The 23975-nt window shown below is 38.6% G+C and carries 21 protein-coding genes; 5 read left to right on the forward strand and 16 right to left on the reverse strand.

Translation table 11 applies throughout. The features are described from left to right. Positions 1 to 156: 156 nt before the first annotated feature. Positions 157 to 648, reverse strand: a complete 492-nt coding sequence (locus ACY2A0_RS19125) for a hypothetical protein (protein ID WP_461790973.1) — start codon at positions 646 to 648, stop codon at positions 157 to 159. A 142-nt stretch (positions 649 to 790) separates the two neighbouring features. Here ACY2A0_RS19125 and ACY2A0_RS19130 point away from each other — a divergent pair, with 142 nt between their 5' ends. Continuing rightward, a complete protein-coding gene (locus ACY2A0_RS19130; RefSeq protein WP_461791744.1) occupies positions 791 to 1906 on the forward strand; it encodes a trans-sulfuration enzyme family protein in 1116 nt (371 codons plus the stop codon). Between the two features lie 7 nt (positions 1907 to 1913). Here ACY2A0_RS19130 and ACY2A0_RS19135 read toward each other — a convergent pair whose 3' ends face one another. Then, positions 1914 to 2699, reverse strand: a complete 786-nt coding sequence (locus ACY2A0_RS19135; protein ID WP_461790975.1) for a sensor histidine kinase — start codon at positions 2697 to 2699, stop codon at positions 1914 to 1916. 320 nt (positions 2700 to 3019) lie between these two features. Here ACY2A0_RS19135 and ACY2A0_RS19140 point away from each other — a divergent pair, with 320 nt between their 5' ends. Continuing rightward, positions 3020 to 3223: a hypothetical protein gene (locus tag ACY2A0_RS19140; protein WP_461790976.1), complete on the forward strand. Its 204-nt coding sequence runs from the start codon at positions 3020 to 3022 to the stop codon at positions 3221 to 3223. A 131-nt stretch (positions 3224 to 3354) separates the two neighbouring features. Here the strand turns inward: ACY2A0_RS19140 and ACY2A0_RS19145 are convergent, their stop codons facing one another. Next, positions 3355 to 4008, reverse strand: coding sequence for a hypothetical protein (locus ACY2A0_RS19145; protein ID WP_461790977.1), 654 nt, complete (start codon positions 4006 to 4008; stop codon positions 3355 to 3357). Further along, complete coding sequence (locus tag ACY2A0_RS19150) at positions 4008 to 4418, reverse strand: hypothetical protein (RefSeq protein ID WP_461790978.1); 411 nt, start codon at positions 4416 to 4418, stop codon at positions 4008 to 4010. Before ACY2A0_RS19150 ends, ACY2A0_RS19145 begins: the two co-directional genes overlap by 1 nt. A gap of 232 nt (positions 4419 to 4650) precedes the next feature. Here ACY2A0_RS19150 and ACY2A0_RS19155 point away from each other — a divergent pair, with 232 nt between their 5' ends. Together ACY2A0_RS19155 and ACY2A0_RS19160 are read left to right on the forward strand one after the other, a co-directional pair. Further along, a complete protein-coding gene (locus ACY2A0_RS19155; RefSeq protein ID WP_461790979.1) occupies positions 4651 to 5322 on the forward strand; it encodes a response regulator transcription factor in 672 nt (223 codons plus the stop codon). 196 nt (positions 5323 to 5518) lie between these two features. Further along, the gene (locus tag ACY2A0_RS19160) at positions 5519 to 6061 is read left to right on the forward strand and encodes a M15 family metallopeptidase domain-containing protein (protein ID WP_461790980.1); all 543 of its coding nucleotides are present in this window, start codon (positions 5519 to 5521) and stop codon (positions 6059 to 6061) included. Positions 6062 to 6133: 72 nt separating this feature from the next. Here the strand turns inward: ACY2A0_RS19160 and ACY2A0_RS19165 are convergent, their stop codons facing one another. From ACY2A0_RS19165 to ACY2A0_RS19180, 4 genes are all read right to left on the reverse strand, one after another. After that, on the reverse strand, positions 6134 to 7261 hold the full coding sequence (locus ACY2A0_RS19165; protein ID WP_461790981.1) for an efflux RND transporter periplasmic adaptor subunit: 1128 nt from the start codon (positions 7259 to 7261) through the stop codon (positions 6134 to 6136). 28 nt (positions 7262 to 7289) lie between these two features. Beyond that, on the reverse strand, positions 7290 to 11621 hold the full coding sequence (locus ACY2A0_RS19170) for a CusA/CzcA family heavy metal efflux RND transporter (protein WP_461791745.1): 4332 nt from the start codon (positions 11619 to 11621) through the stop codon (positions 7290 to 7292). A 146-nt stretch (positions 11622 to 11767) separates the two neighbouring features. Beyond that, complete coding sequence (locus tag ACY2A0_RS19175) at positions 11768 to 12178, reverse strand: hypothetical protein (RefSeq protein ID WP_461790983.1); 411 nt, start codon at positions 12176 to 12178, stop codon at positions 11768 to 11770. 62 nt (positions 12179 to 12240) lie between these two features. Continuing rightward, positions 12241 to 12645 (reverse strand): response regulator, encoded by a 405-nt coding sequence (locus ACY2A0_RS19180; RefSeq protein WP_461790984.1) that lies wholly within the window; start codon positions 12643 to 12645, stop codon positions 12241 to 12243. Between the two features lie 158 nt (positions 12646 to 12803). Between ACY2A0_RS19180 and ACY2A0_RS19185 the strand changes: the two genes are divergently transcribed. Then, positions 12804 to 13922 (forward strand): sensor histidine kinase, encoded by a 1119-nt coding sequence (locus ACY2A0_RS19185; RefSeq protein ID WP_461790985.1) that lies wholly within the window; start codon positions 12804 to 12806, stop codon positions 13920 to 13922. Between the two features lie 23 nt (positions 13923 to 13945). Here ACY2A0_RS19185 and ACY2A0_RS19190 read toward each other — a convergent pair whose 3' ends face one another. From ACY2A0_RS19190 to ACY2A0_RS19225, 8 genes are all read right to left on the reverse strand, one after another. Further along, positions 13946 to 14308 carry an SPW repeat domain-containing protein gene (locus tag ACY2A0_RS19190; RefSeq protein ID WP_461790986.1) on the reverse strand — a complete coding sequence of 121 codons (363 nt, stop codon included), beginning with the start codon at positions 14306 to 14308 and terminating at the stop codon, positions 13946 to 13948. A gap of 172 nt (positions 14309 to 14480) precedes the next feature. After that, positions 14481 to 15335, reverse strand: coding sequence for a fumarylacetoacetate hydrolase family protein (locus ACY2A0_RS19195; RefSeq protein ID WP_461790987.1), 855 nt, complete (start codon positions 15333 to 15335; stop codon positions 14481 to 14483). Positions 15336 to 15496: 161 nt separating this feature from the next. After that, positions 15497 to 17806, reverse strand: a complete 2310-nt coding sequence (locus ACY2A0_RS19200; protein ID WP_461790988.1) for a glycoside hydrolase family 3 N-terminal domain-containing protein — start codon at positions 17804 to 17806, stop codon at positions 15497 to 15499. Continuing rightward, positions 17803 to 18534, reverse strand: coding sequence for a rhamnogalacturonan acetylesterase (locus ACY2A0_RS19205; RefSeq protein ID WP_461790989.1), 732 nt, complete (start codon positions 18532 to 18534; stop codon positions 17803 to 17805). The genes ACY2A0_RS19200 and ACY2A0_RS19205 overlap by 4 nt, the downstream gene beginning before the upstream one ends. A 5-nt stretch (positions 18535 to 18539) precedes the next feature. Continuing rightward, positions 18540 to 19823, reverse strand: a complete 1284-nt coding sequence (locus tag ACY2A0_RS19210; protein ID WP_461791746.1) for a polysaccharide pyruvyl transferase family protein — start codon at positions 19821 to 19823, stop codon at positions 18540 to 18542. A 21-nt stretch (positions 19824 to 19844) separates the two neighbouring features. After that, a complete protein-coding gene (locus ACY2A0_RS19215) occupies positions 19845 to 21593 on the reverse strand; it encodes a hypothetical protein (protein WP_461790991.1) in 1749 nt (582 codons plus the stop codon). 30 nt (positions 21594 to 21623) lie between these two features. Then, positions 21624 to 22520: an alpha/beta fold hydrolase gene (locus tag ACY2A0_RS19220; RefSeq protein ID WP_461790992.1), complete on the reverse strand. Its 897-nt coding sequence runs from the start codon at positions 22518 to 22520 to the stop codon at positions 21624 to 21626. 53 nt (positions 22521 to 22573) lie between these two features. Continuing rightward, positions 22574 to 23902, reverse strand: coding sequence for a hypothetical protein (locus ACY2A0_RS19225; RefSeq protein WP_461790993.1), 1329 nt, complete (start codon positions 23900 to 23902; stop codon positions 22574 to 22576). Positions 23903 to 23975 lie beyond the last annotated feature (73 nt).

Genomic DNA, 23975 nt, shown 5'->3' on the forward strand with positions numbered 1-23975 from the left:
TAAATATATATGCTGAACGAATAAGCGCTATAAAAGTTCCGGGTAATTGATTTTCGGGAATAAATACGTTTATCGCATCGTATTTATACTAAGAGGGCTGCCTCAAGCTTAAATTTAAACTTTTGAGACAGCCCTATATGCTGAAGTTGCCGAGTTCTATTTTACAGACTTTACGAAGTTCATTACTACGTAAGCCGTGCTACCACTGTACTCAATCGGCGATTTTATAGTCATCGTGTTATCATCTGCGTTGGTTAACATCATACGGTAACCCTCGGTTACGTTTTTAGCTTTATCTCCTTCGTACAACTTTTTAAATTGAAACGTTCCATCCGAACTATTCACTGACCAGAAAATATCCTGTGACTTTGCGCCGCAATTTGCGCTAGCAGGCAAATTATAGCTACCGTTTCCGCTGTTAGTTAAACTCCAAGTGCTACCAACAAAACACTTGTAGGAACTTTCACCCAAAAACGAACGCACAGCTACATCAGGAATACCTTCAAAGCTGATATTGTTTAACATCCAATTACCGGTAACATTTCCTCTTCTTACCGAGGTAGCGCCAGTTGTGGCTTTAGGAGAGCAGCTTTCCAACACCACCAATGATGCCGAAAATAATGCGATAGCTAAAAGTAGTTTTTTCATTGTTGTAATTTTTAGTATAAATTTTGGCGGCCGTAATGCCAATTGTATAATTTTTGTGAACTCTTTGCACAAATCTTGCCAAATATTACATAATTACACGTTTTACCCTACATTTGTTTATCTAACAGTAAAATAAAAAATAATGAAGCCAGAAACTACTGCTATCCATGCAGCTAACCATGTAATAGCCACTACAGGAGATGTTACTTCGCCGATACATTTGAGCACCACTTTTTTCAGGGGCGATGATGGTGGATATCCTGGCGGCCATATGTATAGCAGAGTAAGCAATCCAAATAGAACTGCGTTGGAAAAAGTAATCACCGAGTTGGAAGGCGGAGTTACCAGTTGCGCATTTGCTTCTGGAAATACAGCGGGAATGGCGGTTTTTCAGGCCTTGAAGCCAGGAAGCCACATTATTGCACCCGATGATATGTACTGGGGATTTAAGAAACAATTAATGACCATTTTCGAAGGAATACTAACTTTCGACTTCATCGATTTAACTGTTGTTGATCATATTGAACAGTACATCCAACCAAATACATCGTTAATTTGGGTAGAAACACCATCCAATCCGCTACTTAAAATTTGTGATATTGCCTTGATTAGCGAAATTGCAAAAAAGCATCAACTAATTTTTGCCGTGGACAGCACATTTGCATCGCCGATTTTACAAAATCCTATTGCTTTAGGAGCCGATATTGTGATGCACTCCACCACTAAATATATTGGAGGACATAGTGACGTATTGGGCGGTTGCCTAACCTTTGCTGCTAAAAATGAATTTTGGGAGAAAGTTAAGAACATACAGGAAACTGGTGGCGCTGTACCGTCACCCTTTGACTGCTTTCTACTAATTAGAAGTATCAAAACCTTGGCTTATCGTATCAAAGGACATTGTGATAACGCAGAAAAACTAGCTAAGTATTTGGATAACCACCCTAAAATAGAAGCGGTATACTATCCAGGATTGGCTTCGCATCCGCAACATCACATCGCTAAAAAGCAGATGAGTGGTTTTGGAGGCATGCTTTCTATTTTAACTAAAGGTGATGCTGAAACTGCCAGAAAGGTGGTAAATAGCGTAAAAATTTTTACTCAGGCTACGAGTTTAGGCGGCGTAGAAAGCTTGATTGAACACCGTGCATCGGTAGAAGGACCAACTAGCAAAACACCCCAAAACCTGATTCGTATTTCCGTAGGCTTAGAGCATATTGATGATTTAATTGCAGATCTAGAAAAGGCATTGGCATAAACGCCACCTATTTTTGATCATAATCAAGCTCAATTTCAACATTGAAACCTTTTCCGGGAGCGGTGTTGATTTGATATTCGGCGTTTACCATTTGTAAGCGACTTTGGATGTTTTGCATTCCAATGCCGCCCCTTTTGCTCAACACCTCAAGGTCGAAGCCCGTGCCGTTATCTTGATACGAAATAGAAAGCTTTTCAGCGAGTTGAAATGAAATACTTATAGCTGTAGCCTGCGCATGTTTAATCGTATTATCCACCAGCTGCGTTAATACTCGGAACAAAGCTAAAGCAGTTTTTTCGGGTAACCGTAATGCTTCAACGTCTCCCACTTGCGACATTGTAATTTTAATTTGTCCGGTGTTATTAATCAGCGTTACAAAAGCATCCACCGTTGGGAACAAACCAAATACGGATAGACCTGGCGGAGAAAGATCATGCGAGATATGGCGTACGTCTACAATCATTTTATCGATAAGTTCTTTCGCATCTGTTAAAGTTTCTACGTGTTCCACAGGAATTTGTCTTTTGAGTGCATTGAGCATCAACTTAATAGCCGACAGCGTGCCTCCAATTTCATCATGCAAATCTTGGCCTATTCGCTTCCTTTCCATTTCCTGCGAATCGATAACAGCATTTAAAAGTTCCTTTTGCTGTGCTAATTGGGTTTCCTGCAATTGTCTTTTTTGTTTCCAAACAACGCTTTGATTCCTGATATAAAACAATAAAAAGGAAGCTACTAGCACCAGCAGTAAAACTACACCGTAAAATATCAGCAAATAAACGTTATCAACCATTTTTTTTCATCAAGCTAAATCCCTTTGTCCAAAATAAATACATCATTAAAACTAAAAAGGCGTGTATATTCCAAATGAGATGAACCAGTTCCCTATGTAGTTTAACGAAAGTAAAATAATTAGATAATATAAAAATAATCGTAGCAGCTGGGAAATAAATAAGAATCCCCATGTTAATCCAATTAACTGGCGAACTCAACCAATTTTCGCTGAAGCCACTTTTGTAAAAATAAGTCAAACACGCTATCGTGATAATGATAGCCTCTAGCGGTCTGGTGTAGGTGTTATAGGTAAATATACTTTGCAAAAAAACGAAGTTAATGATACAAAATATTGGAAAGGCAAAAATTGCGATTGTCAGCGTATTTTTAATCGCACTGTTCACAAAAATTGACCTGAAATACAAAAGGAAAAATGTGGCTTCAACAATGGTATACAGATGCAACAATGGTAAGTTTGATTTGCCTTTTTCGATCATTATTATTGCGGCCAAATTAATTAAGCCAGAACTTATCAAAAAATAGAATGGCAACCTAAGCGTATCAGTGGCCCATTTGGCCTTCAAAGAATAGGTTACAATAGGAACCAGTATACTTAGGGGAACAATATACCCCATGAATAAGCTTTTAGGCATCGCGATATCTTGGTGTTATAGCTAAGTATTATCCTCTGGTTTAATACGTATTAAGCTAAAGGCCTTCGCAAAAAGCAAATACATAATTAACACTAACAAGGCATGTAAATCCCAAACTAAAATATTTAAATCTCTATCATAACTTTTAAACACAAATGTGTTCGATAAAATAAATATGATACTTGCAGCTGGAAAATACGACATAATCCCCATATTAATCCAATTTACAGGCATTTTAATCCATCTCTCAAAAAAGCCACTTTTAAAGAAGTAAATGATACACAAAATGGTTATTAAAATGGCCTCCAACGGACGTGTATAGGTGTTAAACTTGTAAATGCTCTGGAAAAAAGAAAAGTTAACGATGCACAGCGCAGGAAAAATAACCATTAAAAAGTTAACGATTCTGTTGGCAGATTCATTTTTAAAGACAGTTTTGAAATAATAAAAGATAAAACCGGCCTCTAAAATAGTATAGACATGCAATAAAGGGAGGTTATTTATTTTTTGATTTTTCAATATAATGGCTACGAAACTGATTAACGAAACCATTACAAGATAATAAAAAATTGCCTTTAACTCCTTAGAGGCGTATTTATACCGAGGTATAAATATGCCTATAGGAAGTAATATACTTAGCGGAACAATAATTCCGGCAAAAAGATCACGACGCATTATTTTACAAATAGAGGACTTGTATCATCGCAGGTACTTGGGCAAGGTTGAGTAAAATCGTAGATTTCTGTTTTCTCATCCTCTCCGCTTCCATTTCCATCTTTGTAAATGATATCTTTTCCGGCTTTATCTACCGGAACAATTACAGCAGTAATATCATCTGGCAAATCAGTATCGGTTTCCTTCACCGCAAAATATGCTCTCACTCCAGATAATTTGTTGATATCTGCGCCATCAGCTCCTACTACGTTGTAGCTATTGATAATGGCTAATAAGTCGCTCATTGGAATGAAAACAGCTCTTGGAATATTTGTTTCTGGAACTTGTTCAATCAGTTGATCGCGAAAGCGAGTAACCCTGTCCACTGCTTCATCAACAGGAATAGTTGGCACGTTAATTCTTGAATTCATGTGTTTAATTTAATTGTGAGTAATGAATGGTTTATTATTCTTAATAGTTTTATTTGGTCGAATCTAGCAAAAAAAAGATATTTGTAATAATGATTGAAGTAACATTTACTTGTTAGTATTGCTTATCAAGGATATTGTTTTTAAAAATTGAAACCAGAGGAAATTTACCACTTATGGTTTCGATATTATAGACTTAAATCACGATCACTAAGACCAATTAACGATCAAAAAAATGAAAATAAACGTCGCCATCGCCGATGATCAGAAGCTTTTTAGAAAAGGGATGATTGCACTGGTGAACTCCTTTGACGATGTTGAAATTATTTTTGAAGCCGAAAACGGCAAACAGTTAATAGAACTTTTGGCTGTACAAACTGAAGAAATCCATATTATTTTATTGGATTTATCGATGCCAGAAATGAACGGACTTGATGCGCTTAAAATTATTAAGCAAAGTCATCCTAAAATTGGTGTAATTATTTTAACTATTCACGAAGCCGAACACCACATCCTATCAACCATACAAGCTGGAGCAAATGGCTATTTAGCGAAAAATGCCGAGCCCGAAGAAGTAGAAAAAGCCATTAGGGAAGTATATAAAAATGATTTCTATTTTACGCTTCCTATGCTGGAAATCATGCGCAAAGGGCTGATCAAAAAACCTCAGACAGCTAGTTTGAACGAAGATGAAAGTTTACTGACACCACGGGAGAGAGAGGTATTGCAATTGATTTGCAAACAGTTCAGCAGTGCGGAAATTGCAGAAAAGCTTTTTTTGAGCAATAGAACGGTAGAAGGGCATCGTAACAACTTACTACTTAAAACAGGCAGCAGAAATACCGCTGGCTTGGTTTTGTACGCATTAAAACATAAATTAATTGAGATTGATCAATTAGGGAATTAGGTCGAAAGCTCACCTATCCGGTAAAAAATTGACATTTATACAGTATCAAATCGCAACCAGGTAAAAATACCTGATACCTCAGGCGTTTCTGCCTGTTTAACATTAACCGCAAAAGCATCCTATTTAATACTTCACCTTTTTTGTCACTTAGCATTGTCGGATTAACAGTGCTCATTAACCATTTAAACAAAAAAAAGTGAATAGTTACCCTACTCTCCAGTTGAGCGATACTGCCTCAGATTTAAATGCTGACATGATGCTCTATTCCATATCGGATGTGAATAATATTTGCGAAGAGTTACTTCCATTAGTTAAGAGATTAATCAGCCTATGTGCAGCAAATGGCTTTTATGTTAAAATTATTAACAGAAATACGATTATCAGGAATTATTTGATGGATCAACTGTCTTTCGACTTTGTTGCCATACAAGAAGCTACTGATCAAATCAAACTTTCCTATCATAATCATGGACTGGCATTTGGCATTGGGATTTATGAAAGTTCAGCTTCCGGAAAATTGAAGTACGTAGATCATGATGTACTTTACGACAAAGTGGCGAAGTTGGGCGAATCGATAGGGCTTGTATGGGCTGGCAGGCAAACAGCAATGCCTAACTTAAGGTATTTTGAATTTAGACCTGAATGGGCCAGAAATATTAGCGACAATGAAATGATGAACGAATTATATCGCAGAAAACAAACTAACACCAGTTTGTTAGCGACAAACATAAATAATTGATCCTGGATTAGCTCTCCACTATGTTTCTTCTGAAACGATAAAGCCCCGATCGGGGCTTTATGCGTTTTAATACTACTCGTCCTCAGCGGCGTTTTTTAGTTTCATCAATAATGAGTAAGCACCCTTGACTACTATCTTTTTGGCTTTTAGATCAGTAACAACAGCGGTTTTACCTTCTGCTGTAGCTCCAACTTTAACTTCTACCATCGTGAAATTAAGTGGTTTGTTTTCTTCGAATACATAGTCCTTTCCTTCAAAGCTAACTACCGCATCTTCGGGTAAGGTTTGCACCTTTTGATTTCCAAATTGCAACTCTGCATTCATATACATCCCCGGCATTAAACGTTGATCATATTGTTCAAAATGACAGTGTACCTCTCCTCTTCCTCCTTCACTAACATTGTGGCTAATCAAAATTACTTCAGTGTCGTATTTTTTCGCCGGATCAACATTTGTATAGGCTAAAACGTGCTGACCAACTTTAATTTTACTCAAGTCCTTTTCGAAAATAGTAAGATTGAGGTGGATATCTGTAGGATTAATTAGTTCCAAGATCACATCTGACGGAGTAACATACTTGCCGATATTAACGTTTACCTTGCTTACGTAACCGTTAATTGGCGAATAAACATTTACCGATTTTGAAATTTTCCCGCTCTTTAACTGAGCCGCATTGATGTTGATCAGCTTTAATTTTTCTATTAATGCGTTTTGTTCAATCTGCAAGTTGTTGTACTCAGTTTCTGCTTGCTGCAATGTTTTATCGCTATTTGCCTTACTTATATTTAACTCTTTTTGACGGGCCAACTCTTTAGCAGCATAACTCAACTTATTATTGACGTTTAAATAATCCTGTTGCAACTGAATGTATTGAGGATCTTCCATAACCGCTATCACCTGACCTTTGTTGACATGTGTACCGGGCAGCATCTTAGTAGATTTTAGGTAGCCACCCAATGGTATACTTACCGACACTAGATTTTGCGGAGGGACATCAATTTTTCCTTGAAGTTTGAGCGTTTCATTAAGATTAGAGAAAGCTACTCCGCCCACCTCTAGGTTAATGTTCTTTGCTTGCTGCTGTGTTAGGCTTACCTCATTTTCGTTAAGCGTTTGCGTGGTTTCATCCTTTGGTTTATCGTTGTTACAACCAAAAAATGCTGTAGCGCTCATTATTGTGATGTATAAATACTTTTTCATTTTAAATTATTCAAACAAGTAAATGATTTTAAAGAGCCAAAAGATAATTAAGCTCTATAATACTTTTATTTAACCGCTGTATGGCTTCTAAGCAACTCTCTTTTATAGCAATTGCTTCATTGTTAAGCATGGTCCATTCTAAATAATTGATTTGGCCATTTTTTAATTGCTGGTTTAGTGTATGTGTAATGGCATTTGCAGTTGCCAAGCCGTTGCTTTGTAAATTTTGGACCAAAACGCGTTGCTGCTGATATTGTTGATAAACCGCTTTTAACTGAGCATTTAGTTGTTGCGTTGTTTGGTCGGTTTCAGCTTTGCGATAGTTTTCGTACGCTTTCGCAGCTTTCACTTTGTTACGCTGTGCACCGCCAAGCAAAGGGATACTTAAACCAAGCTGCACGGATTGAAACCGATCGCTCGAAGTGAAGTTGACATTATCTCTCAATGTTGTATTGTTATAGCCAACGTTAAATTCGGGCAGTAACTTTGATTTTTCAATTTCCGTTTGGGATTGAGCCAACTTCTCTTCCTGCTTTTGCAGCTTAATTAAAGGATGATTGACCCAAGAAATGGTATCGGCTAGCTTCATGGTAGCTACCAAACTTTCGGCCACCGGTTTTAGCAAATCACTGGTATTTAATAAAAAAGACAACTGTTGTTGTTTAAGTGCTTTTTCAACTAAAATGTTTTTCAGTTTAGTATCAATTTGCAACAACTGATTTTGTGCACTTGCCTTTTCCAACATACCACTTTCTCCACTCCTCAACCTCACATCAGCCAGTTTTTGAAGCTTTTGATAGGCAGTATCCGCTTGTTGATATAACTTTTCATATTGTTGAATGGCAAGCAAATCGTAAAAAACTTCCGAAGTAAGTTTCGTTACTTCTGCTTTACTTAACTCCTGCTGAATTATTGCAATTTTCCATTCTTCTAAAAGTCGATCTTTCTGCTTTGCATAAACACCGGGCAAACTAAAACTTTGGTTAATGCTGATCTTATTATCAACTAAATTACTGTTGAATTTTCCGTATTCGCCACTAATACTGGTTGGCGAAATGGCATTGGCAGTTTTGGTGAGTTGTTCGCCATAACTTGCTTTCAGCTGTGCACTTTTTAAACTTTTGTTGTGTTGATAAGCACTATCTAACGCAGCTTTTAATATAATTGGCTTTTGCGCAGAAGCTGATGAAACACAAAAAGCTAATAATGCTATTGTTGCTACTGATGTTGTTTTTTTAACAAAAATTAAGCCTTTTTCGAAGCTCACATATAAAATTGGTAGCACAAAAAGCGTAAGTAGCGTAGCAATCATTAAACCTCCAATTACTACTGTAGCTAGTGGTCGCTGAACGGCAGCACCTGCGCCATTACTTAAAGCCATTGGCAAAAATCCCAATGAAGCAACAAAGGCCGTCATCAGTACCGGTCTTAGGCGGGTATTTGTACCTTTGAGCACTACTTTTCTCATGTCTTGTTCTCCTGATTTTTTGATGTTATTAAATTCGGCAACGAGTACAATTCCATTTAGTACCGCAATACCAAACAAAGCGATAAAACCTACACCAGCGCTGATGCTAAATGGTAAACCGCGTAAAGCCAATAAAAATATGCCTCCAATAGCAGATAAAGGAATAGCGGTGTAAATTAACAAACCATATTTAATTGAGCCAAAGGCGAAATAAAGAAGTAGAAAAATCAATATCAAAGAAACGGGAACGGCAATCATCAGCCTTGATTTGGCTTCATTCAAATTCTCGAAAGAGCCGCCATAGGTGATGCTGTAGCCTGTAGGAAGTTTAATTTCGCTCTGCACTTTAGCTTGAAGTTCATTTACGATACTTTCCACGTCCCTACCATTTACATTAAATCCAACCAAAATCCTTCGCTTGGTATCTTCCCGCTGTATTTGACTTGGGCTATTCACCAACGATACCTCCGCAATTTGCGACAACGGAATTTGTGCACCATTAGGCGTAGGTATCAACAGGTTCTGTACGTCTTTGATGCTCGATCGTTTATCATTTTGCAAGCGAACCACCAAATCGAAACGTTTTTCGCCTTCAAAAACCAAACCTGTACTTTGGCCTGCAAATGCCGTGTTCACATTCCTGTTGATCTCGGCAATGTTTAATCCGTATTGGGCAACTACAGCTCGGTTATATTTGATTACAATTTGCGGCATCCCAGAAATTTGCTCCACATAGATTTCCGTAGCACCATCCACTTTTCTTATCATATTCCCTAGCTTTTTCGAGTAGCGTGCTAAGGTGTCAAAATCCTCTCCAAAAATCTTGCAAACCACATCCTGCCTAGCTCCAGTCATCAACTCATTAAAGCGCATTTGCACAGGAAATTGAAAACTGGTAGTCACCCCTGGAACCTCGCTAGCTGCTTCTCCCATCTTTTCCGCCAATTCTTCAAATGTCTTTGCAGAAGTCCAGTCTTTCTTAGGCTTTAAGTTTACGATCATGTCTCCCACATCTATCGGCATGGGATCTGTTGGCACCTCGCTACTTCCAATTTTAGTTACAATGTTTTTAACTTCTGGAAAGCGGCTTTTTAAAATTGCAGCTACCTTTTGCACGTTTTCTACCGTGGTTGATAGGCTACTTCCAGCCAGCACTCTGGTTTCTACCGCAAAATCACCCTCTTCAATAGACGGAATAAACTCGCCTCCTAAATGTGTAAGTACGACAATAGCAGCTACAAACATTCCCAATACTGCAGCGATAATCGTTTTTGGAAAAACCATCACTTTTTGAAGCGTATTGGCGTAAACTTTTTCTACCTTGGCCATTACCCTATCAGAGATGTTGGGCTTAGTTTTGATTTTTTTGCTCAAAAACAAGCTGGACACCATAGGAATGTAAGTTAAAGACAAAATAAATGCACCTAACAATGCAAAGGCTACCGTTTGTGCCATTGGCTTAAACATCTTCCCTTCGATACCCTGCAAACTAAATATTGGCAGGTAAACAATTAGGATTATGATTTGACCAAAAACCGCACTATTCATCATTTTGGAAGAGGCACTTTTTACCTCAAAATCCATTTCGGGTTGTTTGAGCGCATTAATGCCGGCAAACTTTTTATTGTGACTGAGTTGATGCATCACCGCTTCTACAATAATCACTGCACCATCTACAATCAATCCAAAATCTAAAGCACCTAAGCTCATTAAATTACCGCTAACGCCAAAAATATTCATCATGATAATGGCGAAAAGCATAGATAACGGGATTACCGAAGCTACTATGAAACCAGCTCTTAAATTGCCCAAAAACACAACCAATACAAAGACTACGATAAGAGCTCCTTCTAGCAAGTTGGTTTCTACCGTTTTAATGGCATTGTTTACCATACTGGTTCTGTCTAAGAAAGGTACAATCTCCACACCTTCTGGAAGTGTTTGCTCAATTTGTTTGATTTTGGACTTAATATTATCGATAACAACATTACTATTTGCCCCCTTCAACATCATTACTACGGCACCTGAAACTTCCCCTTCGTTATTAAAAGTTAAAGCTCCATACCTGGTTGCAAATCCAATTTCCACATTAGCCACGTCCCTAACTAGCAATGGTGTGCTTTCTGGATCGCTTCTAACTACAATATTTTCGATATCCTCTTTATTGCCAATCAAACCTTCACTACGGATGTAAAGCACACTTGATTGCTTTTCAATATAGGCACCGCCAGTATTTTGATTGTTGCTTTCAAGGGCATCAAAAATATCTGACATGGTGACGTTATGCGCTACAAGTTTGTTGGGGTCAATAGTTACTTGATACTGCTTTAGTTTGCCACCGAAGCTACTCACTTCGGCTACGCCTTTAACGCCCAGAAGTTGACGTCGAACAATCCAATCTTGTATGGTACGAAGTTCGGTAATGTCGTATCGATTTTCGTAACCTTTTTTCGGTTTAACTGCGTATTGGTAAATCTCGCCTAAACCTGTTGATATGGGCCCCATTTCTGGCTTACCAATACCCTTAGGAATTTGCTCCTGTACAATTAACAACCGCTCGGCTACCTGTTGTCTGGCCCAGTACACGTCCACATTATCGTTAAAAACTAGGGTTACCAAGGAAAGCCCAAAACGGCTAAAGCTCCTAATCTCCTTAATTCCTGCAATGTTACTATTTGCTTGCTCCACAGGAAAAGTGACTAAACGCTCAATATCGGTTGCTCCATAAGAAGGTGCGATAGTGATGATTTGTACCTGATTATTGGTAATGTCAGGTACCGCATCAATGGGTAGTTTGGTCAATTCGAAACTACCATATATGATTAGGCCAATTGTAAAAAGCCCAATGATGAGTTTGTTCTTAATAGAAAACTCAATGATTTTATTCAACATGAAATATTGTGATAAAAACGTCTACTAATTCAATAACTTTAGCATTAAATGCTGGTCAAAATGAAAATATATAAATTGGTGTTATAGCGAATTATTGATTTTTAATGCTGATATCAACATCAAAAATCGCTAAGGGCTATTACCAATTAAGCTTTGAAATGTAGATTTAGAAGTTTTGGCGGTTGCCAAATTTTTCCGGCATATGCCGAATAGGAACTCGGCTCGTTGTCGATTGGCATTTGTTGTTTGACAATTACCTGAGCAAATTTTTGAATACTTAAACCTCCAGAAGGTGGTAAAGCAGGGCTTATGAAGGAAACGTTACAAAATTCGTGTGTTTTGAACGGAAGTTGTTTATCCCGATCACCGTCGCCGTCGTTACCGTGTCCAGTTTCGTTGTAATGATGTTCCAAATAAGCGAAAAAAGTCATTTTACGATCTACGCTCTTATGCTCAAAATAGTGCTGAAAAAGCACTGGCAGTTTAGCAAGCTCCTGCATATCGGTGCTTGAAAGCAAATAAAAGGTTAAGAGTAATATGTGTATTGCTTTTTTCAATGCACCAAAATTAGCACATTGACTTAAAATAGCAAACAGTAAGCTCAAATGTTACATTAATTCTACCTAGCTCTTGGCAGCCTTACCAAATTTTCGATACTCGATAAAAGCTCGTTTAAATCGAAAGGCTTAGCGATGAAAGCATCGTAGTCAATTGATAACTTCGGCAGAGCGGAAGCCGGAGACGCCGAATAAATAATTACCGGAATACCATTTGTTTTCCTATCATGTTTTAACCGATCACATAGTTCACCCCCATTTACTAAGGGCAATCTGTAGTCAAGTAAAACAACATCAGGCTGGTAAGTGGATACAAGATTTACAATATCCACCGATTTCTCGTATATTTTAAATTCGTAGCCTTCCAAATCAAAAAGTTCTGAAAGGATGTGCCGTAAATCAACGTCACTTTCGATTACCAAAACTTTAATCAATTTATCAAGTGTTGAGCTTTTGTTCTTGATCATTTTGCCAGTTATAATACAAAACTGAAGAAAGCGATTTATACGCTAATTAGTATATCTACTTAATATATAAGGCTAAGCACCTGACTGTTTCGAGTATTTTTTTCTATTTAAAACAAAATGCACCACTTAAACGCTTTATTACAGCAAAGTAATGTGTTATGGAAAATGAGAGTCATATGATCAATAACGACTACGTATTGGGAGATATCGCTTTAATTCAGGGCATTGCCGATGCAGCTCCAGGAATGCTGTATGTGATAGAATTACAACGTATGCAAATGGTTTACGCTAATGAGAAAGTGCTCAAACTATTTGGAAAAAGCATGGACGAACTGAGCAAAATGGGCACTAAGCTATTCGACAAATTTGTATTTCACGAAGATAGAGAGAGATTTGAAAAGCATATTGAAGAGCTATTGTCATCGCAGCCAGGGGAAGTGAAAGAGCTTACCTTCAGACTTCTTAATGCTGCAGGCAAACCTACTTGGGTGCGCACCAAAAGAACTATTTATAAAACAGATGATAACGGTAAGCCAACTCATGTCATCAGTTTATCCCAAGATATTTCCCGGGAAATTGAGTTGATGGAACTTAAAGCTCAGCTGGAAGAAGAGAAACGTTTGTTGAAAGAAGAAAAACAACTTGAAATATTTAGAGCTATATTGAGTACACAAGAAGAAGAAAGGCAACGCATATCAGAAAGTTTGCACAATGGCCTTGGACAATTGCTCTATGGCGTAAAGTTGAACCTTTCTACCTTAAATGTGCAATTAGCATCAGCGAATCCAGATGGTTTTTTGGAAACGAAACAATATACTTCCCAACTTTTGGATGAAGGTATTAAAGAGACAAGGCGAATATCACATCAGCTTATGCCTACTGTACTGAATGATTTTGGCATTAGAGCGGCTATTGAAGATGTATGTCATAAAATGGAAGCCAAAATTATTTTTTCGTTTGATTTTGAAGGTCTAGAACTGCTAAAGCCCAAATATTTGGAGTTGGCGGTTTACCGTACCATACAGGAGCTAGTGTTGAATATCGGCAAGCATGCTAAAGCCACTCACGCCAAAATTACATTGAAAGTGCAACAACAACTCATTCACATCAATATTTGCGATAATGGTATTGGTTTCGACGCTAGTAAAACAGGACATAAAGGAATTGGCTTACGTTCAATACGAGATAAAATTAGCCTGCTGAAAGGATTTATGAAAGTCACTTCTACGCCGGGAAGGACAGAAATCGACATTGATATCCCGATCTCTACAAACTAAAAACTTATTAGCGAATCCTAGGATCATTGCCAGCTCGACTGCTTGGAAGTAGACTGTCTTTTAGTGAATAAACCTGCTAAAACTGCTACTGTACCTATCACCAAGTGAGGAACAAAAACTTTGTCTTTAAAGGCAAATAACCACGGTGAAGCGACCAGAAAAATGCCTAGGAAAACGTCTAAATTTAAATGCATTGACATGGAAATTCTTCGGTATAAGCCACCTTCATACTTTGTAGCGATTGACAGTAGCAAAACTACAAATCCACTCCCCACTGAAACGGCTGTTGCTTCATCGGAATCGCTAAACTTTAAGGCCCAAGGTGCAAAAATTAACACTAAGGCAGATAGATAATCCAACCATGCATGCGCTACTCTACTTATCATGATAATGTATTTTAAGGTTAATACCTACACAACATGAAAAAGTGACTACGGTTGACGCAAACACCCAAATCAAGTACTTAATGGCTATTATTGGGTACAAAGCGTATCAAAAAATCTAGATACGCTGGTTAGCGGACCGAAGTTCATTTGTTATGGCTGCCGCTAAAAGTAACTACAGCTTAAACTCAACTACTTTTTGTCTGGCAATTCCCAATCCGTCGGCGCCCAATTCAACCACATCGCCAGCTTTCAAATAGATTGGCGGCTTAAATCCTAAACCAACGCCAGCTGGTGTACCAGTAGAAATTACATCGCCCGGCAGCAAAGTCATAAACTGTGAAACATAAGCAACAAGTTTTGGGACAGAAAAAATCAAGTTTTTAGTGTTGCCATTCTGATACAGTTGTCCGTTTACAGACAGCCATAACTTTACATTTGAAATGTCAGGTATTTCATCCTTAGTTACTAAATATGGCCCAATAGGCGCAAAAGTATCACAGCCTTTGCCCTTATCCCAGGTCCCGCCTCTTTCCAACTGAAATTCACGTTCAGAAACATCATTTATTAAAACGTATCCCGCAACGTAATCCATCGCGTCTACCTCTTCAACATATCTTGCTGTTTTGCCAACTACTATTCCGAACTCTACTTCCCAATCCGTTTTTTCAGCATCTTTAGGTAACATAATTTGATCAAATGGCCCCACGATAGCGGAAGTAGATTTAAAAAAAATAATAGGCTCTTTTGGAATAGCCGCACCAGTTTCTGCGGCATGATCTAAGTAATTTAACCCAATGCACACAATTTTTGAGGGGCGGCCAATTGGAGCCCCAATTCTGGCATCTGCTGGAATTTCCTTTAAGCTAGAACGGTTTGCTTCCAAGTATTCTTGTAGGCGATGTAAGCCATTATTTTCAAAAAAACGCTCGTCATAATCCTCATTAAATCCTGATAGATCGTAATTTTTGTCGTCTATATTTATCCCTATTTTTTCTTGAGCTGGTTTTCCATAACGGATTAATTTCATTTTGGTAAAATTTTAAGGCGGAGCTAATGTGTAAAAACCGAAGCAACGTTTTTTTTGCCTCGGCATCACAAATTAGCTATTATTACTTATAACTAACCTTAAAATTAAAATTACTTTAAAAAAATCCCAATTGGAATACGGCCTATCGAACGGTTGAACGGTTACTTATTCACTTTTAACGTTTGCACTTTTAAATCTGATTCTCGCGAAGAAGACCCAATCATTATTTTAAAATCACCTGGTTCAAGACCATAATTCATGTTTTTATCGTAGTTATAAAGCATCTCCGGAGAAACCTTAAACTTTACAGTTTTCTTTTCACCTGGCGAAAGTTTCACCCGATAAAATCCCTTAAGTTCCTTCACTGGTTTGCTCACTTCGCTGGTTGAGCCATTGATGTATAACTGAACTACTTCTTCGCCAGCTAATTTGCCGTTATTAGTAACTTCAATTGAAGCTTCAAAGCTTTCTCCGTCTTTCACCTGAGTTTTACTTAGTTTAATGTCGCTGTAGCTATAGTTGGTATAACTTAAACCATAGCCAAAGCTATATAGAAAACCGGTTTTACTATCGATATATTTGTTAATATACTGCGATGGCTTATGATTGTAATAACTAGCAATTTGTCCAGCATTTTGAGGAAAAGTTACCGTTAGCTTGCCGCTCGGATTAACATTACCAAACACTACATCTGCTATTGCTTTGCCCCCAAAACTACCTGGTTCCCAAGCTTCTACAATAGCGGATACATTTTCATCAATCCAAGGGATACTTAGCGGCCTTCCGTTAACCAGCACCACCACCACCTGCTTACCTGATTTGTGTAGTTCTTCCACCAATTGCTGCTGCAAACCTGGTAATCCGATATTGTCTCTGTCAACATTTTCGCCCGCTGTTCTTTTGGCTTCAAATCTCAAAGAATTATCGCCCACTACCACCACTATGATATCTGCTTCTTTTGCCTTCTCTCCAGCCTGCTTAATTAAATCGGGTTGCATTTCCAAAATCGATTGGCCGGCATCAAAATAGGTTGTGGCAGCTCCACGCAGCTCAGCTTCTTTAGCAATGCCTTGATAAACCGTTAACACCTTATCATCTGGTTGCTTAAGGCTCCAATCTCCTAAAACAGACTGGTTGTTTGCATTTGGGCCTGTTACCAGAATTTTTTTCCCTTTCAATGCATTTAAAGGTAAAATACCATCGTTTTTAAGCAGTACGATAGATTTATGGGCCGCCTCAAGTGCTGCCTGCTGATGCGTTTGATTGAACAATGCAGCTGATTTTTCGGGAACAAAAGGATTTTCGAAAAGTCCTAACTTAAACTTTGCCATTAAGATGCGTTTCACCGAAGCATCAATTCGTTCTTCCGAAATTTCACCACTTTTTACCAATTCCAATAAGGGCTCTAAAAAGTTCGGCCCATGCATATGCATATCCATTCCGGCTTTTACGGTAAGTGCAACAGCCTGCTTTTGGTCGGCAGCTGTGCCGTGGATTTCAACCAAGCGCTCTATGTCCATAAAGTCGCTAATGTAAAAACCTTCAAAGTTCCATTTCTTGCGCAACAGCTCTTCCATCAAATATTGATTTGCATGGCAAGGAATCCCGTTAATTTCGTTGTGAGCAGGCATAATGGTATAAACCCCCTGATTTACGGCGGCCTTGAATGGTGGTAGGTGGATCTCCTGCAGCGTACGTTCAGAAATATCCGTTGGTGCCTTGTTTAAACCATTAACTGGCTGGCTACCACCAACCAAATGTTTGGCACAAGCCAGTACTCCATTGCGCATTAATCCGTTTTCGCCCTGCAATCCTTTAATCATCGATACGCCCATCATGCTCACCAAAAAAGGATCTTCACCAAAAGTTTCACCGATACGTCCCCATCTTGCATCTCTTGCCACATCTAAATTCGGTGAAAAAGCCCACTGCGAACCAGTTTCTCTCATTTCAATTGCGGTATAACGAGCAGTTTTTTTAACCAACAAAGTGTCCCAAGTACTTGATAAGCCAATTGGGGATGGATATATAGTGCTGCCTTCCACTAATCCGTTGCCGTGTATGGCATCTATCCCAATTATCAAAGGAATTTTTAAACGGCTTTTTTGCGCTAAACTTTGCAAATAATTAGCTTCAGTTGCAGTAACCACATGTAGAAATGAACCAATTAAACCAGTTTCCACCATTTTCTCTACACCTGCTATGCCCAACTTAGGATAAACTCCGTAGGTGTCATTATTCTTCAACTGGTTTTTATCCCGATACTTTTTCTCTGTTTTTTTGATATGCTCAATACCGACGTACTGACACATCTGGGCTATTTTTTCCTCCAAAGTCATTCTCTTGATTAAATCCGTAACCCGGGTTTCATCAGGCAAATTTCTATCTAGGTATGGAAGTTTGGTTTGTGCATTTACAACGCCGCTGAATAAAATCAAACAGCTGATGATAACAATAGATCTGCTGCTCATTTAATGTACTTTTTCAAATCTAAATTCGACTGCTTTATTTCATTTACCACGAGTTGAGCTATTTGTTGAGCGCCATATTCGTTGAAATGGGTATTGTCTCTTTTTCCTGAAGGATAATTTGCGTTAACCCCAGAATCAAGCCACATAAATAACTTTTTGGAAGGTTCCGATCCTAAACCTGAAATCAACACTTCGCTTTTTTGATGTAGGTCTATTAAAGCAACATCCATATCTTTTGCTACTTTTTTGGTCACTTGAGGATATTCACCATGCGAATCGTAAAACTTATTATTGCGAAAACTTCTGCGCATAACAGGGGTAATCAACACCGGAATTGCTTTTTTCGCTCTACAATCGTTAACAAATTTAACTAGGTAAGTTTCAAATTCTTGTGGAGAAACTCCCGTACCTTCCTTGTCTAATTTAGCATCGTTATGCCCGAATTGGATAAATACATAATCGTTAGGCTTTAAACGTTCCAATACCCTATCCCATCTGCCCTCGTTTACAAACCTTTTAGTGCTCCTACCATCCATCGCGGTATTTACTATTCTTACATTATCATTGAAGAAACTGCCAAACACTTGTCCCCATCCGGTTTCGGGAGATTTTTCTGGCTTTTTATTTGCCATAGTAGAATCGCCAACCATAAAAACGGTTACTTTATCTACCAAATTAGCCCTGATAAATAGCATGGCTAAAACCACCAGTAATATTCTGATTTTCATTATCGTTATTTTAAAGTTTTTTTGATCGCGTTCATGGTATCATGCTGAACACGTTTTACCACTTTTTTTGATTGCTGTATTTTTTGAAGAGCAGCTGGATAGTTGCTATGTATTTTCATTAACTCCGTTGCAATTTGCGAACCTGGCGTCTCATCGATTTGGAAATACCAATCTCCCAAACCTATGTCTCTCCACATTTGTCCTTTTCTAGTATCGGTTGACTGTTTGAGATGTATAGCAGGGATGTTTTTAGAGAACGAAATGATGGCAGAGTGCAATTCGTAAGTGACAATCGCTCTTGATTTAGCGTATATCGATCCCGCCTCATCTGGGTTCCAAAACGTGGATCGCCAAACCACATTTTTCTTCACATCCTCAGGCAGCGGATCAACTAAAACCTCTTTAGACAAACCTACTTGGTAAGTTACTTCAGCGCAAGCCAATACTTTAAAACCCGTTGTTCGAACCCATTCAATAATCACCTCCCTCAATTTAGCTGCATCTGTTTCTTTGTAAAGATTAGATACCGCCTCTTTTACTTCCTCCTCTGCAGTTGGCTTTTTATTTTTCATTTGCCAGTAAGGAGTATAGCGCAGTCTTGGTATTACACAAATGAATTCGCCATCTTTAAGTCCTACCGATTGGAGATAGGATTTTGCCAACGCTTCATTTTCCAGTTGAATGGCAAATGTGGCGTCAAAAGCTAGACCTTGAATAGGACAACTGAGTTTGAGCGACTGTAGATATCTTAACGATTCGCTATCCCTGCAATAAAAAAACGACGCTTTATTGATTAACTCTTTCAGCTTATCATCTGCTTCATCAAGAGACACTCCATAAACACCAAATGGTTTTTTAGTGGCATTCCACCATTCCCATAACTCTCTTCGGGCGGTAACGTTATATCCCGAACTATGCACCATGATGTCGCACTCTTCAAAAGCTGCTTTCAATCGTGGGTCTTCAGGAACGCCGTTGCTGCCAACCTGGGTCCCGTTAATAATCTCTAAGTTCGGATAAGTTTTTGCCATCAGTTCATCCGCCCCTAATTCCAAATTACGAGCCCACAACACCACTTTTGCAGCGGGAAGATATTCCTTAAAAAGTTCCATGATACCAAAAGTGTGGCCGGTATCACCAATATTTACGGTTTGCCAAGCCGATCTCAGTAAAATCTTAATATCTTTTTTACCCACAGTTGCAGCCGTGGCTTTTAGCACTGGTACGAGAAATGAATATGCCGTTAAAAGGCCTGCTTGTTTTACGAATTCGCGTCGTTTATTGATCATGTTAGTTCTTATTTAAGTTGATTACGGGCGTTTATCTTTCCATACCTGTAGATTGTCCCAGTAAATTTCTAGCACCTTACCATTTTGTCCCAAATACACGAGTAAATCCTTCGAAGTGTAAAGTTTCATAATATTCACGTCGGTTAGTCCATCAGGCGCAGTGTCTGTTGGCGATTGTGTCCAATTCACTTCATTAAAAAGCACCGTTTTTGCGCCTCCGTCGGGTTTTATCGCCAAATAAAACCGTCCATTATTTCCATCTCCTTCTTTATAGTAATAATCGATAGTGAACCATTGCATTACAGGCACGGTATAACTGGTGTTAGTTGCCTCCCATTTATTAGAAAAGTTGCCGGTTGTGGTGTTGTAAGTTTGAGCCGTAACTCTGAAATTAAGCGGTGTACCAACGGCTGCGCTAGGTTTCGCTATGGTTACTTTGATTCTGAAAGGATTTGGCGCATCATCCCAAGCTTTGTTATTCCAAAACTCGAAAATAGTAAGCCAATCACATTCTTTATTCCAGTTTTTGATGGTGTTAAAGCCATCTCCGAGGTACATGCGTACCGATTGATAAAGCTCCTTTACTCCAGTACCATCATAGGCATCGGTTTGCACTCGTCCTTTTACGAAGTTAAGTGCATTTGCTTTTGCCAACCAATAATATAACACCTTGTTGTTTGGATTGGTAGGATCGTTAACGATCTTTGCTTTTCGCTGTGTAGTGTCTCCTCCTTCGAAATTGATCTTCACATTTCCAATTTCCGGAGCTAAGCTTTCCCAATTATTTGGCGCAGCGACAGAAAAATCGGTGCCTCTGTATAAAATGGTATTGTTTGGTTGAAGCGCAAGGTAAGTGGAGTTTTCAAATCCAGAACTGAATAGCGGAACGGCAATGTCAGTGTTTTGTGATTGACTGAGGTTAAGTACCGAGATATTATCTAAATCGATGGTTACACCTGTACCCGCAGTAAACGCAAACTTTAGATTTTTTAGTGCTTTTGAAGCAGTGATCGCTGGTCTATCATCAAAAACTTTAGTGCTTCCCAACCACAAGTCCCAACTGTTAGCCGAAACCAATTCGGTTTTCCCATCAGGTGATGCATAGCGAATCAAGGTATCCGACTCGTTAATCAGCCAAGTTACGGTTTGATTTCCAGCAAAATTAGCCGACCTAAGGTCTTTATCTTTGATACTGAAAACACCGTTGGTACCAGTGGTGTAGATAGCAATTTTAGCGTTGACATTAGCATCACTTTCTAATGGTGTACCTGATGAAGTATTTCCAGATGAAAAATTTTCGCCAACCTGAAAAGTAGCTACTGTTTGGAACGCAGAATTACCAGATACTTCAATGTCAAACTTATATTGGATGATGGATGGTATCGAAGTGAAATCGCTGGTTCTCGAAAAATGAGCGTTACCTCCAGTATTTCGGGTAAAACGCAGTTTGTTATTTGTAACCTGTACCGTGCTACCGGTTGTTGCGCCGATGCTATTGAACTGTGTATAGTTTGGCGTAGCACTGATGTAAGTTGGTAAACTCGAAGAACTATTAAAATTTTGCGCAAGTAAGGTGTCCGTAGTGCTAAATGTGCTAGTAACAGCTTTCGTTTCCACTTTTGTAGGTTGGGCATTATTGGTAATCTCAGGTGATTTACAACCATAGCAATAAAATAATGGTAAAAAAACCACCAGTACTTTTGAATACAAAACGTACTTGATCAACTCGTTTTTCAGTCTCAAGTTGAGGCTTAACTTCATTTTTTCCATAACCAATTCATTTTAACCTTACATTTTAATTTATTGATGAATCTTTAAAGAATTTAGGAATTGCATAATACGCCTACCGATTTCCTTATCGTCTTCAGGAGAAAATTTACCATGTAAACCGCCCTTTACAATTTGAAATTCTGTTTTCACCCCTGCTGCAAGTAATTTTTGATATAGCGTTTCCGAGTGCGAAATGGGAACAATGGGATCTGCATCGCCATGGACTATGAAAACCGGAGGGCTATCTTTGCTCACGTAGCTAACGGGTGATACCGAATTTGCAAACTCCCGATCATCTGCTTTATCTCCAAGCCATTTTCTAGCAGAAATGCTGGTTTTATTGGGACCATTTGCCCAATCCCAAACGTCGGAAATACCGTATTTATCAATAATAGCAGCAATTTTAACCTTTGGTCTGTTATTTCCAGCAACATCGTCGAAAATGTGATTATTGCCTAATAATCCGCACATCAATGCTAAATGTCCCCCCGCCGAACCGCCCATCAACACTACTTTATCAGGATCAATATTTAACTCTTTTAGGTTTCTAAGCAGGTAAAAAAGCGCTGCACGTACATCTTCTATGGCAGCTGGTGCAGTAGCCGTACCTGTCAACCGGTAAGAAATATTGGCGATGGCATAATTCTTCTTCAAAAAACCATATAAACCACCTACCGCAGCTTGTCTAGTCCCCTTATTCCAACCTCCGCCGTGAATGTTGATGACCAAAGGTGCCAAACCAAGTTCTTTTGGTGGCAAATAGATGTCCATTTTACCTTCCCAATCATTTACCTTAAAAGCCGTCACATCAAGTTTTTCCGTATAACCAGCTGGGCAAATTAATTTTTTCGGCGGGATAGAATCTTGTGCTTTTACTTCAATCACTTTACCTAAAAGCAAGCAAAGTACTATTGCAATTAATCTCATTTATTCAATTTTATTTTGTTTCAAATCGACAAAATTCACGTGGCGTTAATGCTTTAATTAATGAATTTTGAACGATAACTATCTGAAGGCGTAGCTAAGGAAATTACCAGCAAACCTTTTTGTAATTCGCTTGGCTTAATAGTGATATCATTGTTGCCCTTGGTAACTTGAACTTGTTTATTTAAGATGGTTTGTCCAGAACTATTATGCAGCTGAATTTTAGCAGAACCTGCCGATGTAGAATGGAACGACAACTGAACACTTTTGTCGGCTAAGGATGCAACGACCAACTTCTCCGTTGTTAGTTCTATTGTCTCATGTACGATGTCTGATTTTTCAAATTTTCCATCATAATCTACCTGCTTCAATTGGTAATAATTAACTCCTCGTAGCGGATTGGCATCAAAGAAGCTATATTTTTTTACCGAAGTGGAGTTTCCAGCTCCATTTACCTGCCCTATTTTAGTGAAATTTAGATTGTCGCTTGCCCGCAACACCTCAAAATGAGAATTATTCGCTTCGGAAGTAGTTGCCCAATTTAAGCGTATACCGTTGCCTTTCTTTTCAGCAGTAAACGAAGTAAGTTCAACCGGTAACGTAACTGCGCCAGACCAAGTAGTTGAGGCATTAACTCCATCTACAGTAATCTCAATATCATCAGTAGTGGAAGTACTTTGTTGTCTAAAACCAATGCCATTGATTGTTGGCTTTTGGTTATGAGTATCATCAAACAATCTAGGTGTAGCAGGTTCTGTGAGCGAGCCGCCATCGGTGCTGTTAAACACAAACAAGCTCAACTGATCGTTGCCAGAAGCAACCCTAACATATTTCAGCACGACCATGTAAGTTTGTAGCGGATCGTAAGTTATGCTATTGTCAGTCCAAGCGATATTACCACTAGCATTATTGAGCAAGCCAAAGTTAAAAGCATTTACACCAGAAGCTTTTCTTAGCAGGATTCTTCCCCTACCTGAGCTATTGTTACCCAAGTAGAAAAAATGTACGTTGCCAACTGGCAGCTTACTAATTGACATTAAAAACGACACATAAATGGTACCGCTGGTGGCTGAACTTGATATGATATATGGTGCGCCGGTTTTAAATGGAATTTGAGCTCCGGCACCTTCATCTGTGTAGCGCTTAATTAAAATGGCATTGCCTTTTCCGTTATACAAAGGGAAATTTAAACCTGTATTAACCACTTGAATTTGGTTACCGCCAGTCAATGGATAGTTATTATTTTCAGACCATGCTGTACCGGCTTGAGTATTATTATTTCCTATGATATTACCTAAGGCGTAGTCAAAATCTTCCCTAAAGTTTTGCGAAAAACCTGCAAAGGTAGTGAATAGAATAGCTAGCGTAAAAATTATACTTTTCATATTTGAGGGTTTAAGTGATTGGTTTTTTTAGTTTCTATAAGTACTGCCATAGTTTAAAAGCAGCGCATTGGTT

Source organism: Pedobacter sp. (assembly GCF_965249885.1).
Classification (GTDB): Bacteria; Bacteroidota; Bacteroidia; order Sphingobacteriales; family Sphingobacteriaceae; genus Pedobacter.